Source organism: Pseudomonas sp. TE24901 (assembly GCF_054058375.1).
Window position 1 is genome coordinate 194,587 of sequence record NZ_JBSSAF010000006.1, and the last position, 13,554, is coordinate 208,140.

General features: G+C 62.2%; 13 protein-coding genes and 1 pseudogene. 10 read left to right on the forward strand and 4 right to left on the reverse strand.

All coding sequences use genetic code 11. From position 1 onward, the window contains the following. Positions 1-105: 105 nt before the first annotated feature. Both ACVWVP_RS13955 and ACVWVP_RS13960 read right to left on the reverse strand, forming a co-directional pair. Positions 106-570, reverse strand: a complete 465-nt coding sequence (locus ACVWVP_RS13955) for a type II 3-dehydroquinate dehydratase (protein ID WP_457406556.1) — start codon at positions 568-570, stop codon at positions 106-108. A 17-nt stretch (positions 571-587) separates the two neighbouring features. Further along, entirely contained in the window at positions 588-1,010 is a 423-nt protein-coding gene (locus ACVWVP_RS13960) for a RidA family protein (protein ID WP_457406558.1), read from the reverse strand. A gap of 183 nt (positions 1,011-1,193) precedes the next feature. Here ACVWVP_RS13960 and ACVWVP_RS13965 point away from each other — a divergent pair, with 183 nt between their 5' ends. The 8 genes and pseudogenes from ACVWVP_RS13965 to ACVWVP_RS14000 all read left to right on the forward strand — a co-directional run. Then, positions 1,194-2,168: a LysR family transcriptional regulator gene (locus ACVWVP_RS13965; RefSeq protein WP_178925638.1), complete on the forward strand. Its 975-nt coding sequence runs from the start codon at positions 1,194-1,196 to the stop codon at positions 2,166-2,168. A gap of 333 nt (positions 2,169-2,501) precedes the next feature. Beyond that, positions 2,502-4,019, forward strand: coding sequence for an amino acid ABC transporter permease/ATP-binding protein (locus tag ACVWVP_RS13970; RefSeq protein WP_457406561.1), 1,518 nt, complete (start codon positions 2,502-2,504; stop codon positions 4,017-4,019). Positions 4,020-4,046: 27 nt separating this feature from the next. Further along, the gene (locus ACVWVP_RS13975) at positions 4,047-4,919 is read left to right on the forward strand and encodes a phytanoyl-CoA dioxygenase family protein (RefSeq protein ID WP_178925640.1); all 873 of its coding nucleotides are present in this window, start codon (positions 4,047-4,049) and stop codon (positions 4,917-4,919) included. 29 nt (positions 4,920-4,948) lie between these two features. Then, positions 4,949-5,779 carry an ABC transporter substrate-binding protein gene (locus ACVWVP_RS13980; RefSeq protein ID WP_178925641.1) on the forward strand — a complete coding sequence of 277 codons (831 nt, stop codon included), beginning with the start codon at positions 4,949-4,951 and terminating at the stop codon, positions 5,777-5,779. 54 nt (positions 5,780-5,833) lie between these two features. Then, positions 5,834-6,565, forward strand: coding sequence for a class II aldolase and adducin N-terminal domain-containing protein (locus tag ACVWVP_RS13985; RefSeq protein ID WP_457406564.1), 732 nt, complete (start codon positions 5,834-5,836; stop codon positions 6,563-6,565). A gap of 11 nt (positions 6,566-6,576) precedes the next feature. Beyond that, the gene (locus tag ACVWVP_RS13990; RefSeq protein ID WP_178925643.1) at positions 6,577-7,251 is read left to right on the forward strand and encodes a DUF1028 domain-containing protein; all 675 of its coding nucleotides are present in this window, start codon (positions 6,577-6,579) and stop codon (positions 7,249-7,251) included. Next, a complete protein-coding gene (gene argE / locus ACVWVP_RS13995) occupies positions 7,248-8,405 on the forward strand; it encodes an acetylornithine deacetylase (protein ID WP_457406567.1) in 1,158 nt (385 codons plus the stop codon). The genes ACVWVP_RS13990 and argE overlap by 4 nt, the downstream gene beginning before the upstream one ends. Positions 8,406-8,530: 125 nt before the next feature. Continuing rightward, positions 8,531-8,728: pseudogene (locus ACVWVP_RS14000) on the forward strand (addiction module antidote protein); the annotation flags it as partial. Between the two features lie 126 nt (positions 8,729-8,854). Here ACVWVP_RS14000 and gudD read toward each other — a convergent pair. Both gudD and ACVWVP_RS14010 read right to left on the reverse strand, forming a co-directional pair. Further along, a complete protein-coding gene (gene gudD / locus ACVWVP_RS14005) occupies positions 8,855-10,180 on the reverse strand; it encodes a glucarate dehydratase (protein WP_457406569.1) in 1,326 nt (441 codons plus the stop codon). 19 nt (positions 10,181-10,199) lie between these two features. Beyond that, positions 10,200-11,561, reverse strand: a complete 1,362-nt coding sequence (locus ACVWVP_RS14010) for an MFS transporter (protein ID WP_457406571.1) — start codon at positions 11,559-11,561, stop codon at positions 10,200-10,202. Positions 11,562-11,901: 340 nt separating this feature from the next. Here ACVWVP_RS14010 and ACVWVP_RS14015 point away from each other — a divergent pair, with 340 nt between their 5' ends. Further along, the gene (locus ACVWVP_RS14015) at positions 11,902-12,612 is read left to right on the forward strand and encodes a FadR/GntR family transcriptional regulator (protein WP_178925647.1); all 711 of its coding nucleotides are present in this window, start codon (positions 11,902-11,904) and stop codon (positions 12,610-12,612) included. Positions 12,613-12,618: 6 nt separating this feature from the next. After that, complete coding sequence (locus ACVWVP_RS14020) at positions 12,619-13,317, forward strand: tRNA (adenine(22)-N(1))-methyltransferase (RefSeq protein WP_457406574.1); 699 nt, start codon at positions 12,619-12,621, stop codon at positions 13,315-13,317. Positions 13,318-13,554: the final 237 nt, after the last annotated feature.

Genomic DNA, 13,554 nt, shown 5'->3' on the forward strand with positions numbered 1-13,554 from the left:
TCTGCAACACCGGTTGTCACTCTAGGAGCCGGCTTGCCGGCGATAGCGGTGTTCCAGATAACGGATTGGATGGCTCACCCAACGTCATCGCCGGCAAGCCGGCTCCTACAGGTGCTCGATGGTGGTTTGGCGTTCGTGGAGCAGCTGGGCCACGGCGCTGAGGGCCAATTGGTAACCCAGCGCGCCCAACCCGGCGATCACGCCAGTGGCGGCCTTGGATATAAAGGAGTGATGCCGGAAGCTTTCGCGCTTCCAGATGTTGCTCATGTGCGCTTCGATGATCGGCCCGTCGAACGCCAGCAGCGCATCGAGGATCGGCACCGAGCTGTACGTCAGCCCGGCCGCATTGATCACAATGGCATCGCTGCTCAGCCGAGCCTCCTGGATCCAGTCCACCAGCACGCCCTCGTGGTTGCTCTGGCGAAAGTCCAGGGTCAGGCCTATTTCAGCGGCGTGGCGTTGGCAGCGCGCTTCGATGCTGGCAAAGCTCTCGCTGCCGTAGGTGCCGCGTTTATCCAGCCCATACAGGTTGGCGTTCGGCCCGTTGAGGAACATCACACGGTGGCTCATGGCGTACTCCAGGTCATTCAGGGCTGCCAGTCATCCGGCACCACGGCGATCACATCGATCTCCATCAGCCACTCCGGCTGGCCCAGGCCGGAGATCACCAGCCCGGTGGAAATCGGGAACACGCCCTTGAGCCACTTGCCGACCTCCTGGTACACCGGCTCGCGGTAGCGTGGGTCGATCAGGTACGTGGTGGTCTTGACGATGTGCGACAGGTCGGAGCCCGCCTCCTCCAGCAGTTGCTTGACGTTTTTCATCGCCTGTTCGGCCTGGGCACGCGGGTCGCCGAGGCCCACCAGGTTGCCCTCGAAATCGGTACCGATCTGGCCGCGCACATAAATGGTGTTGCCGGCGCGCACGGCCTGGCAGAGGTCGTTGTCCAGGCTTTGGTTGGGGTAGGTTTCCCGGGTGTTGAACATGCGGATTCGAGTGTGGGTGGGCATCGCAGGCGGCTCGCTGAAAACGGGATGACCGCAGCTTCACACCACCATGGCTGTAGCGAAACCAGCATTTGTGCAGGGTAGTGCTTAGGAAAAACCGAAGCCCGTGCCCCTCATCGGCAGGCGCAGTGACCCGGCACGAACCCTGCACTATCGATCACGTACACCCATTGTTGTGGAGGCGTGATGCTCAGTCGAATTACTCAGCGCCAACTGGAATATTTTGTCGCGTCCGGCGAGGCGGGCAGCATCAGTGCTGCGGCTGAACGCATTCATGTGTCGTCGCCGTCGATCTCGGCGGCGATCACCCATATGGAAGCGGAGCTGGGCATCCAGCTGTTTGTGCGGCACCACGCCCAGGGCATTTCCCTCACGGCCGTCGGGCGCCAGGTGATGCAGGAGGCCAAGCTGATCCTGGAGCAAATGACCAACCTCTACACCATCGCCTCGGAGTCGTTGAACACCGTGCGCGGGCCGCTGCGGGTGGGCTGCCTGGAGTCGCTGGCGCCGATGATCACGCCGGAATTGGTGTTTGGTTTTGGCCGCGCGTTCCCCGGTGTGCGGCTGACCCAGGCCGAAGGCAACCACGAGGAACTGCTGGAGAAACTGCGCAGCGGCGAGCTGGACATCGCCCTGACCTACGACCTGGTGACCAGCCCGGACATCGACTTCCAGCCCCTGGCCCAACTGCCGCCCTATGTGATGGTCGGCGAATACCACCCGTTGGCAAACCTGCCGGCGGTGAGCATGCAGGACCTCGAAGCCTACCCGGTGGTGCTGCTCGACACGCCCTGGAGCCGCGATTATTTCCTCAGCCTGTTCATCCAGGCGGGCACCACGCCGAACATCATCATGCGCTCCACCAACCTCGAAACGGTGCGCGCCATGGTCGGTAACGGCATCGGTTACTCCTTCGCGAATGCACGGCCCAAATCCAACGTGTCCCAGGATGGCAAGCGCGTGATCCGCCTGCGCCTGGCCGGCGCTCATCGCCCGATGCGCCTGGGCTACGCCACGGCCAGCAACACCCAGCTGTCGCGGGTGGTGTCGGCGTTTGCCGAGCGGTGCCGCATGTTTGTCTCCGACCAGTACATCCCCGGCATGGCACCGCCGAGCTTTTTCGACCCGCATGCGGTGCGGGTGATGAGTGGTGTGAGCTGACGTTGCACCAATAAGTGGCGTGTTCGACGTGGTGGGTTCAGGTGCGCACCATTTTGGCCAATGCGCATGATCCCAGAACAATGGAGATCAAAATGTGGGATCGGGCTTGCTCGCGAATGAGGTTTATCAGTCAGCACATCAGTAACTGACAGACCGCCTTCGCGAGCAAGCCCGCTCCCACATTGGATCTTCGTTCATTGGTTTTTTGCGTGGTTTTTGGCTGCATAGGTTCTGCCTACCCAGTGCCCCGGCTTTTACGAATTGACCCTGACCACCTCCCGCCACGACTCTCAACCCATCGATGTAGATCAACTTATTCAGGGCACCACGACGATGACATTCGACTGGCACTACATGTTTGGTTTGCTCGGCGACGCCGAGTTCTGGCGCGCGACGTGGACGGTGATCAAGCTCAGCACCCTGACCTGGTTGTTGAGCATCGTCTTCGGGTTCGTGCTGGCGCTGGCCAAGCAATCCAGGCACGGCCTGCTCAGCGTGCCGGCCCGTGGTTATATCTGGTTGTTCCGCAGCCTCCCGCTGCTGGTGCTGCTGATCTTCATCTACAACTTGCCCCAGGCGTTGCCCGGCACGTCGGCGATTTTGGCGGACCCATTCTGGTCCGGCCTGCTGGCCCTGGTGATCTGCGAAAGCGCCTACGTCGCCGAGATCCATCGCGGCGGCCTGCTCTCGATTCACAAAGGGCAGGGCGAAGCAGCACGGGCGTTGGGCCTGCGCTTTCTCGGTACCCAGTGGCGTGTGGTGATCCCTCAAGCCTTGCGGGTGGCGCTGCCCTCGCTGGCCAACGAATACATCTCCATCGTCAAGCTCACCTCCCTGGTGTCGGTGATCTCCCTCACGGAGATCCTGATGGTCGGCCAGCGCCTGTATTCGCAGAACTTTTTGGTGATCGAAACCATGGCGGCGGTGGCGTTTTTCTACGTGTTCATCGTCACCGTGTTCGACTTTCTGCTCAAACGCCTGGAGCGCTCTCTCGACGTCAACCAACGCAACGTGTCCCGTGTGCCGGACGCTGAAGTGCTGGCGCTGGCCACCCAGCAGCGCACGGCGTTGGTGCGCCCAGCCAGCAACGGCGAACCGGCGTTGCAGGCGGCGCGGCTGCACAAGGCCTACAACGACGTTGAAGTGCTGGGCTCGGTGAACTTGCAGATCCAGCCCGGTGAAGTGGTGTCGGTGATCGGCCCGTCCGGCTCCGGCAAAACCACGTTGATCCGTTTGCTCAACGGCCTGGAACAACTGGATAACGGTGAGATCCGGATCAACGGCCAGCCGTTCATTCACCTCGACAAGGTCGGCGCGCAGAAGCCGCAATTTATCGAGCATGCCGAGCACCGCCTGAACATCGGCATGGTGTTCCAGAGCTTCAACCTGTTCCCGCATTTGAGCGTGCTCGACAACCTGCTGATGGCGCCCAAATACCACCGCCTGGGGCGCCTGGCCGACCTCAAGCAACAGGCCTACGCGCTGCTGCACAAGGTGGGCATGCTCGACCACGCCTGGAAGTTCCCGCACCAGCTGTCGGGCGGCCAGCAGCAACGGGTGGCCATCGCCCGCGCCTTGATGATGCGCCCGCAAATCATGCTGTTCGACGAGCCCACCTCGGCGCTCGACCCGGAAAAAGTCAACGAAGTGCTGCAGGTCATCGAAGCCTTGGCCGAGGAGGGGATCACCATGGTGATCGTCACCCACGAGATGAACTTCGCCTTCAAGGTCTCCGACCGCATCGTGTTCATGGAGAAGGGCCGCGTGGTCTGCGACGACACGCCGGGCGCCCTGCGCAGCGGCCACAACCCACGCGTGGAGGCGTTCCTCAAGGACGTCTCGCTGGCGTGACCCCCTCAACGTTCAGGAAAAAATACAATGATCGAGCAAGCGCAAATCGAACAGTTCCAGCGTGACGGTTTCCTGGTGGTCGAAGACGTGTTGTCGCAGGACGAAGTGGCCGCACTGCAACACGATTTCGACCAATGGGTAGAAGAAAGCCGAAGCCACCAGAAAGGCTGGGGCGCGACCGTCGATGGTCGCGAACGCTTCGACCTGGAAGGCGATCACCGCGCCGATCACCCATCGTTGCGCCGGGTCAGTTCGCCCACCGAGATTTCCCCGGCGTATGAGCGTGTGGCATTGCACTCACGCATGGCGGCGATTTGCGCGCAACTGATCGGCGCCCAGGGCACGCGTTTTCACCACAGCAAGATCAACTCCAAACTGCCTCACACCGCGACCCAGGTGAAGTGGCACCAGGACTTTCTGTTCACGCCCCACAGCAACGATGACATCGTCACCGCCTTGCTGATGGTCAGCGAAGTGACCCCGCAAAACGGCCCGCTGAACGTGATTCCCGGCAGCCATAAAGGCCCGCTGTGGTCGCACTGGCAGCACCAGCGTTTCACCGGTTCGGTGGATGACGCGGTGGTCGAGGAACACTGCCAGCAGCCGGTGGCCTGCTACGGCCCGGCCGGCTCCGTGTGCTTCATGCACACCCGCCTTTTGCATGCTTCCAGCCCTAACGAGACCGAACTCCCGCGCACTTTGTTCATCAGTGTCTACGCCGCTGAAGACGCGCTGCCATTCGGCGAAAACCCCTTGCCCAGTGCACACGCCGGCCTGCTGGTGGCCGGTGAAGAGAGCGGCTTGGTGCGCTCCACGGACAACCACATGCGCTTGCCGCAGAAACCCCGTGGCGCCTCGTTCTTCGTGCAACAGGCCGGACAAGATTCAGCCACTGCCTAACCCAACTCAAACCCTTGCAGGTAAAAACCATGACAGCGTTTCGTATGAGTGTTCGTCCCCTTGCCGCATGCCTGTTGGGCGCCGCGGTTGCGATGACTTCGTTGGCGGCTTCGGCGTTCCAGCAGGACGGCAAGATCATCGCCGGTTCCGATGTGACGTTCTTCCCCTATGAGTACATGGATAACAACAAGCCGGCAGGTTTTGACATCGAGTTCATGGACGGCCTGGGCAAGGTCATGGGGCGCAAGGTCGAGACCCTCGACACGCGTTTTCCCAATCTGATCACCGGCCTGCAGGCCGGCCGTTTCGACCTGACCAACTCGTCGATGTACATCACTGCTGAGCGGGTCAAGGTCATCGACATGATCCCTTACCTCAAGAGCGGCGAGTCGATCCTCACGCTCAAGGACAGCGCCTTCCAGCCCAAGACCCCGGAAGAATTCTGCGGCCACAAGATCGGCTCCATGGGCGCCACGTCGTGGTTGGCGCAGATGAACAAACTGTCGACTGAGTATTGCGTGGCCAAGGGCTTGAAGCCGATCCAGATCAGCGAATACAGCACCGACCCGCAAACCACCCAGGCCTTGCTGGCTCACGCGGTTGAAGCCCAGATCACCGACGCCGCCGTGGCCCGTGGCGTGATCGACAAGCTGGGCAACCGCGTGGTGATTTCTTCCGACACCCTGATCTATCCGGTGCTCAACGGCTTCGGCGTGAAGAAGGGCAATGACACGGTGAAAAAAGCCCTGGTCGAGGGCCTGGAAAAATACCGCGCCACGCCTGAATACGCGGCCTTGCTGAAGAAGTACAACTTCCAGGCGCCCACCGAGGCCGACATCGCGGCGTTGATGCCGCAGTAAACCTACCCGCGCGTGCCGCATTCGCGTGCGGCCGCGCCCTGCGGAGTCCGATTCATGGCGTTATCCCTCGAAGAACAGACGCGCATCGACCTGGCCGCGACCTTTCGCATCATCGCGCACCTGGGCATGCACGAAGCGGTGGCCAACCACTTCAGCGCCGCCGTGTCGGCCGATGGCAAAGAGTTTTTGCTCAACCCCAAGTGGAAGCACTTTTCACGCATCCGCGCCAGCGACCTATTGTTGCTCAACGCCGATGACCCGACCTGCGCCGACAACCCGAACGTGGACGCCACCGCCTGGTCGATCCACGGGCAGATCCACCGCCTGTTGCCGCACACCCGCGCGGTGCTGCACCTGCACCCGGTCTACACCACGGCGGTGGCGTGCCTGGCCAAGCCTCATGTGCCGCCGATCGACCAGAACACCGCGCGTTACTTCAACCGCGTGGCCGTGGACGAGCTGTACGGCGGCATGGCCGATACCGAGGCCGAAGGCGCACGCCTGGCCGGCTTGCTCGACGGCAAGAGCCGCCTGCTGATGGGCAACCACGGCGTGATGGTGACGGCGGCGTCCATCGGCGAAGCCTTCGACGATATCTGGACCCTGGAGCGTGCCTGCCAGATCCTCGTGACGGCGTGGTCCACCGGGCAACCGTTGCGGGTGCTGTCGGATGACGTCGCGGAAAAAACTGCACGGGGCTGGGAAGGTATTGCGGATTTTTCGCGCCAGCACTTTGAAGAAATGAAGCAGTTGATGATCGACGCTGACCCTTCCGTGCTCGACTGAGGAGCCTTTCCATGACGTTTTCCGTTGTCGCCCGCTGCACAGAAACCGGCCAGTTGGGCATTGCCATCAGCTCGTCGAGCATTGCCGTGGGCGCGCGTTGCCCGTGGCTGCGGCCCGGTGTGGGCGCGGTGGCGTCACAGAACATCACCTTGCCCAGCCTGGGGCCCCAGGTGCTGGACCTGCTGGAGCAAGGCGCAACACCCGGTGAGGCGCTGGCGGCCATGGCCGGGCAGGCCCACAGCGAATACCGCCAGGTGACGGTGATCGACAGCCAAGGCCGCACCGCGCATTTCAGTGGTGCCCAGACCCTCGGCATTCATGGCGCGGTCAGCGGCGAGCAGTGTGTGGCGGCCGGCAACATGCTGGCGGCCCCGGGGGTGATTGATGCCATGGTGCGCGCGTTCGAAAACGCTGCCGGGCCCCTCGCGGATCGCCTGCTGGCCGCCCTGCACACCGGGCAGGCGCGGGGCGGTGAAGCGGGGCCGGTGCATTCGGCGGCGCTGGTGGTGGTCGACGACTTGCTCTGGCCCATCGTCAACCTGCGGGTGGATTGGGCCGAGGAAGACCCGATCGGCGCCCTCGACCAGCTCTGGCAGGCCTATCGCGGGCAATCGCAGGCTTACATCGACCGCGCCCTCAACCCGCATGTCGCCCCGGGCTATGCCGTGCCGGGGGATGACCGATGAACAGCCGCGACCTGCTGGCGCAGCTGGTGCGTTTTGACACCACCAGCCGCGAGTCCAACCTGGCCCTGATCGACTTTGTGCGCACCTACCTGCAGGACCTCGGCGTGGCCTGTGAGCTGGTCTACAACGAACACAAGAGCAAGGCCAACCTGCTGGCGACCATTGGCCCGGCAGATGTGCCGGGCATCGTGTTGTCCGGCCACACCGACGTGGTGCCGGTAGACGGCCAACGCTGGAGCGTGGCGCCGTTCGAACTCACGGAAAAACACGGCAAGTTGTATGGGCGCGGCACGGCCGACATGAAGGGCTATATCGCCTGTGTGTTGGCGAGCGTGCCGGCGTTGCTGGAGGCGCCGTTGCGTATGCCGGTGCATATCGCTTTGTCCTATGACGAAGAGGTGGGCTGCCTGGGCGTACGTTCGCTCATCGAACGGTTCCATGGGCAGGCGGTCAAGCCGCTGCTGTGCGTGATCGGCGAACCTACCGAGCTCAAGCCGGTGCTGGGCCACAAAGGCAAATTGGCGGTGCGTTGCGAGGTGCAGGGCGCGGCGTGCCATTCGGCGTATGCGCCGTCCGGGGTCAACGCCATTGAATACGCGGCGTGCTTGATCAGCGAGCTGGTGCGGCTCGGCGAAGAACTCAAGGCGCCACCGCAGTTGGATGAGCGTTTTGATCCGCCGTTTTCCACGGTGCAGACCGGGGTGATCAGTGGCGGCAAGGCACTGAATATCGTCCCGCAAAATTGCACCTTTGATTTTGAAGTGCGCTCGTTGCCGGCCCAGGATCCCTGGCAGGTTGCCCAGCAGTTGCAGCGCTATGCCGAACAGACCTTGCTGCCGGCGATGCAGGCGGTGAGTGCACAATCGGCGATCAGTTTCAGCGAGCTGTCCAGCTACCCGGGGTTGGCCACCTCCCTGGAAAGCCAGGCTGCTGAATGGGTGGCGCAGTTCTGTGACTCCCGTGCATTCGGCACCGTGGCTTTTGGTACGGAGGGCGGGCTGTTTGACCGGGCCGGTATTCCCACCGTGGTGTGTGGCCCCGGCAGCATGGAGCAAGGGCACAAGCCGGATGAGTTCATCAGCGTGGAGCAACTGGCGGCGTGTGACCGGATGTTGGCGCGGGTGGTGGAATTTGTGAGCGACGGCTACCCCTAGACCTTGCTGGCGATGGCGGCATGTCAGTTAACGCTGTGCCAGCAGGTAAACCGCCATCGCAGGCAAGCCAGCTCCCACACAGGAATCTGCGCTAACACAACCTCGTAGGAGCCGGCTTGCCGGCGATGGCGGCGTTTTCCGAAGTGGCCAAGGCCCAAGGCGTGAACAAGGTGGCCGAGGCGGCGGGGGTCAATCGAGAGAGTCTGTACAAAACCCTGAAGGGCGGCTCGAAAACCCGTTATGAAACGGTCCAGAAACTGATGCTGGCGTTGGGTGTCGAGCTCACGGTACAACCGATTGCAGCCCGCAAGACGCGGACTTGAACAAGACGACGATCAACGGTGGGAGCGGGCTTGCTCGCGAATGCAGTGTGTCAGCCAGCACATCTGTAGCTGATCCACCGCATTCGCGAGCAAGCCCGCTCCCACAGTTGTTTACCTGTGTTGGCCTTACCGCACTAGACACGGCGCCTTGTTGTTGAATGCCCAACCCGGAATCAGGAACTGCATCGCCACACTGTCATCCCGGGCACCCAGGCCCATGCCCTTGTACAGTTCGTGGGCCTTGGCCACGGCGTCCATGTCGATGTCCACGCCCAGGCCCGGCTTGCTCGGCACCTTCACGTAACCACCTTCGATCTTCAGCGGTTCGCGGGTCAGGCGCTGGCCGTCCTGCCAGATCCAATGGGTGTCGATGGCGGTGATATCGCCCGGTGCGGCGGCGGCCACTTGGGTGAACATCGCCAGGGAAATGTCGAAATGGTTGTTGGAGTGCGAACCCCAGGTCAGGCCCCATTCGTTGCACATCTGCGCCACGCGCACCGAGCCTTGCATCGTCCAGAAGTGCGGGTCGGCCAGGGGGATGTCCACCGATTGCAGTTGGATCGCGTGGCCCATTTCGCGCCAGTCGGTGGCGATCATGTTGGTGGCGGTTTTAAGGCCCGTGGCGCGACGGAATTCGGCCATGACTTCGCGGCCCGAATAGCCGTTCTCTGCGCCGCACGGGTCCTCGGCATAGGCGAGTACCTTGTGCTGGTCACGGCACAGGCGGATGGCTTCCTTGAGTGACCACGCGCCGTTCGGATCAAGCGTGATGCGCGCGTCCGGGAAGCGTTCGGCCAGGGCGGTGACGGCTTCGATCTCTTCATCGCCACTGAGCACGCCGCCCTTGAGCTTGAAGTCATTGAAACCGTATTTGGCCTTGGCCGCTTCGGCCAGGCGCACCACGGCCTCGCTGGTCAGGGCTGTTTCGTGGCGCAGGCGGAACCAGTCATCCTCGGCGTCGGCCTCGTTGCGGTAGGCCAGGTCGGTTGCGTTGCGATCACCGACGTAAAACAGGTAGCCGAGCATTTTCACCGCATCGCGCTGCTGGCCTTCGCCGAGCAACGCCGCCACCGGCACTTCGAGGAACTGGCCGAGCAGGTCGAGCAGCGCGGCTTCCATGGCGGTGACGGCATGGATGGTGATGCGCAGGTCAAAGGTTTGCAGGCCGCGACCGGCCGCGTCCCTAGAGGCAAAGGTGCTGCGCATCTGGTTGAGGATGCGCTGGTACTGGCCGATGGGTTGGCCGATCACCAGGCTGCGGGCGTCTTCCAGGGTTTCGCGGATGCGTTCGCCGCCGGGCACTTCACCGACGCCGGTGTTGCCGCTGCTGTCCTTGAGAATCACGATATTGCGTGTGAAGTAAGGGCCGTGGGCGCCGCTCAGGTTGAGCAGCATGCTGTCGTGGCCGGCCACCGGAATGACCTGGAAGTGAGTGATAACGGGAGTGGTCATGGCACGTTCCTAAATAAGCTCAAAGAGGTTTGCTGAGTGCTGCGCCGGTTGGCACGCCGCCGGACGGCGTCAACACGGCAGAAGGCGAGGTCTTGGCAAAGAACACCAGGATCGCGGCGAGGATCGAAGTGCCGGCCAGCCCGTAGAGGCCGCCCTGGATCGAACCGGTGGTCTGTTCAAGAAAGCCGAACGTGGTCGGCGCAACAAAGCCGCCAAGGTTGCCGATGGAGTTGATCAGTGCGATCACGGCCGCGGCGATGCGCACGTCCAGGTAGCCCTGGGGGATCGGCCAGAACAGCGACGAGGCCGACTTGAAGCCGATGGCCGCAAAACAGATCGCCACAAAGGCAAAGATCGGCCCGCCCGTGGTGGACATGAACATGCCCGCTGCGGCAATCAACAGCGCGGCGGCGACCCAGGCCTGCTGGAACTTGAATTTGCCCGACAGCGACGCGAAGGCGTACATGGCGATGATCGAGATCAGCCACGGGATCGAGTTGAAGAAGCCCACCTGCACGTCGCTGAGATCGCCCATCTTCTTGATGATGCTCGGCAGCCAGAACGTGGCGGCGTAAATCGTCAGTTGGATGCAGAAGTACAAGACGCAGAACAGCAGGATCTGACGGTCTTTGAGCAGCTTGCCGAGGCTGGGTTTGACGGTGGTCAGGGCTTCACGCTCGCGCTGTTCCTGATCGATGGCGTCTACCAGGGCGTCCTGTTCTTCGCGAGTCAGCCATTTGGCGTCGTGGGGTTTGGAGTCGAGCCAGAACCACACGAAGAAGCCGAGCGCCACCGAGGCCAGGCCTTCGATGGCGAACATCCATTGCCAGCCGTGGAAGCCAAAGCCTTCGATCTGCAACAACGCACCTGACAGCGGGCCGGAGATCAGCGAAGCAACGGCCGAGCCGCTGAGGAAGATCGCAATGGCTTTGCCACGCTCCACGCCGGGCAGCCAGCGGGTGAAGTAGTAGATCACGCCGGGGAAGAAGCCTGCTTCGGCGACGCCCAGCAGGAAGCGCAGGATGTAGAACTGGGTTTCGTTCTGGATGAACGCCATCAGCGTGGCGACGATGCCCCAGGTGAACATGATGCGGGTCAGCCAGATACGCGCGCCGACCTTTTGCAGCAGCATGTTGGAGGGCACTTCGAAGAGCGCGTAACCGATGAAGAACAGCCCGGCACCGAGGCCGTAGGCCGCCGCGCCGATGCCCAGGTCATGCTCCATGTGCGTACGCACGAAGCCGATATTGACCCGGTCGATGTAGTTGAGGATGAACATGATCACGAACAGTGGGAGCACATGGCTCTTCACTTTGCTGACGGTGCGCGCGAGCACGGACTCTGTTTCTGGCGTGGCAGCTGCATGGTTTGAATTGTTCACAATTCAAAACTCCCCCTGATTATTTTTATGCGGGTTTGCGTGTTTTGTTGATAGACATCATACAAGTGGTTTTCTTGAGTTCGCAATGCGGTGTGGTGTGAATTTGTTCTTATAAGGCCATGATGGAATCGAGTAATTTGGTTATTTGTCCCGTATTTATTGGGCTTCTTTGGGGTTGTGCAAGCAGCGTTGAAGGAGGCGGGCTGCTGTGCGGTTGTCAACATGAACGGCGGCCTTAATATTGGTTGTCATACAAGTTGAGGGTTTTTTGCATCGAGCCAGCGTGGGCTCCGAGCAGGGTGTTAAGCTCCCACCAGCTCAGCCCCGTGGACCCGTCGCGATGCCTATTGAAAGCCGAACCCTTGTCCGTAAGCGCTCCAACAACCTGGCCCAAGGCGTGGTCGACGCGCTGACCCAGCGCATCCTGCTCGGCCAGCTCAAGCCCGGTGAAAAACTGCCGTCGGAATCCACCATCGTCGGTGAACACGGCGTGAGCCGCACGGTGGTGCGCGAGGCGATTTCCAAGTTGCAGGCCTCGGGCCTGGTGGAGACGCGTCACGGCATCGGCACCTTCGTGCTGGCGCCAAGTGCCCAGCAGGGATTGCGCCTGCACGTGGACACCGTCGCCAGCGTGCGCAACATGCTGGAGTTGCGACTGGGGCTGGAGGTGCAGGCCGTGGCCTTGGCCGCGCAGCGCCGCAGTGATGAACAGCTCGCCCACATGCGCCAGGCGCTGGATGACTACCAGGCCTCGCTGGCCAACAACGACAGCTGCGTGGAGGAAGACAAGCGCTTCCACCAACTGATCGCCGAGGCCACGGGCAATACCTTTTTTACCGAGATCATGCTGCACCTGGGCAATGCGATGATCCCGCGCACCCAGGTCAAGGGCGCCGAGCGCGGTGGCGCCGACTTCGCCAAGCTGGGGCAGTTGGCGAACCTGGAGCATGAAGCGATCTTCAATGCGATCAAGCGCCAGGACCCGGACGCCGCGCGGGCGGCCATGGTGTTGCACCTGACCAACAGCCGCGATCGATTTTCTGGAGAGTAAAACCCGTTGAACGAACACACTTTGTCCCAGCGCCTGGAGCGCGTGGCTGCCAATGTGCCCGCGGGCGCACGCCTGGCTGATATCGGCTCGGACCACGCTTACCTGCCGGTGGCGCTGATGCGTCGCGGCGCGATCACGGCAGCGGTGGCGGGGGAGGTGGCGGTGACGCCGTTCCACGCAGCCCAACGAACCGTGCGCGACAACGGCCTGGAGGCGAACGTGACGGTGCGCCTGGCTGACGGCTTGGCGGCCATCGAACCCGATGATGGCATCACTGCCGTCAGCCTGTGCGGCATGGGCGGCGAAACCATCCGCGACATCCTCGACGCTGGCCAGGCGCACCTCAATGGTCACGAACGCCTGATCCTGCAACCCAATGGCGGCGAGCAGCCGTTGCGCCAGTGGCTGATGGAGCAGGGCTACCACATCCTGCGCGAAGAGTTGCTGCGGGAAAACCGCTTCTACTACGAAATCATCGTGGCTGAACGCGCCGAGCCTGTGACCTACACCGGCGAAGAACTGTACTTCGGCCCGCTGCAGATGCAGGCGCGCAGCCCGGTGTTCCTGGCCAAGTGGCAGCACCTGCTGCGCCAGAAAAAGAAAACCCTGGCCAGCTTTGAGCGCGCACGCCAGGCGGTGCCGGACGAGAAGCGGCAAGAAGTCGCCAGGCAGGCGCAGTGGATTGCGGCGTTGCTGGGGTTGTAACTTTTCCTACAGATGTGCCAGGATCGGGCATGACTCAATTTCCTCAAAGCAACCGCCATCACCACCACGGACCTTTCCCAAGGGGCCGCGGTTGCTTGCATTCACGGATTGATCAAACCTTCTGATCACTCAATGAACCCAACCCAAGGCGCCCCTCCCGGCGCCTTTTTTATTGTCTGTAGAAATGGAGATTTACCCCATGACCATGTTGCGCGGAACCCGAATCGTGACCGGAAC

Excerpts from the sequence above, each read along its gene's own strand:
- ACVWVP_RS13955 (WP_457406556.1), bottom strand. The coding sequence starts at position 570 with ATGAGCCACCGTGTGATGTTCCTCAACGGGCCGAACGCCAACCTGTAT.
- ACVWVP_RS13980 (WP_178925641.1), top strand. The coding sequence starts at position 4,949 with ATGACAGCGTTTCGTATGAGTGTTCGTCCCCTTGCCGCATGCCTGTTG.
- ACVWVP_RS13965 (WP_178925638.1), top strand. The coding sequence starts at position 1,194 with ATGCTCAGTCGAATTACTCAGCGCCAACTGGAATATTTTGTCGCGTCC.
- ACVWVP_RS13970 (WP_457406561.1), top strand. The coding sequence starts at position 2,502 with ATGACATTCGACTGGCACTACATGTTTGGTTTGCTCGGCGACGCCGAG.
- ACVWVP_RS13985 (WP_457406564.1), top strand. The coding sequence starts at position 5,834 with ATGGCGTTATCCCTCGAAGAACAGACGCGCATCGACCTGGCCGCGACC.
- ACVWVP_RS13975 (WP_178925640.1), top strand. The coding sequence starts at position 4,047 with ATGATCGAGCAAGCGCAAATCGAACAGTTCCAGCGTGACGGTTTCCTG.
- gudD (WP_457406569.1), bottom strand. The coding sequence starts at position 10,180 with ATGACCACTCCCGTTATCACTCACTTCCAGGTCATTCCGGTGGCCGGC.
- ACVWVP_RS14015 (WP_178925647.1), top strand. The coding sequence starts at position 11,902 with ATGCCTATTGAAAGCCGAACCCTTGTCCGTAAGCGCTCCAACAACCTG.
- argE (WP_457406567.1), top strand. The coding sequence starts at position 7,248 with ATGAACAGCCGCGACCTGCTGGCGCAGCTGGTGCGTTTTGACACCACC.
- ACVWVP_RS13990 (WP_178925643.1), top strand. The coding sequence starts at position 6,577 with ATGACGTTTTCCGTTGTCGCCCGCTGCACAGAAACCGGCCAGTTGGGC.
- ACVWVP_RS13960 (WP_457406558.1), bottom strand. The coding sequence starts at position 1,010 with ATGCCCACCCACACTCGAATCCGCATGTTCAACACCCGGGAAACCTAC.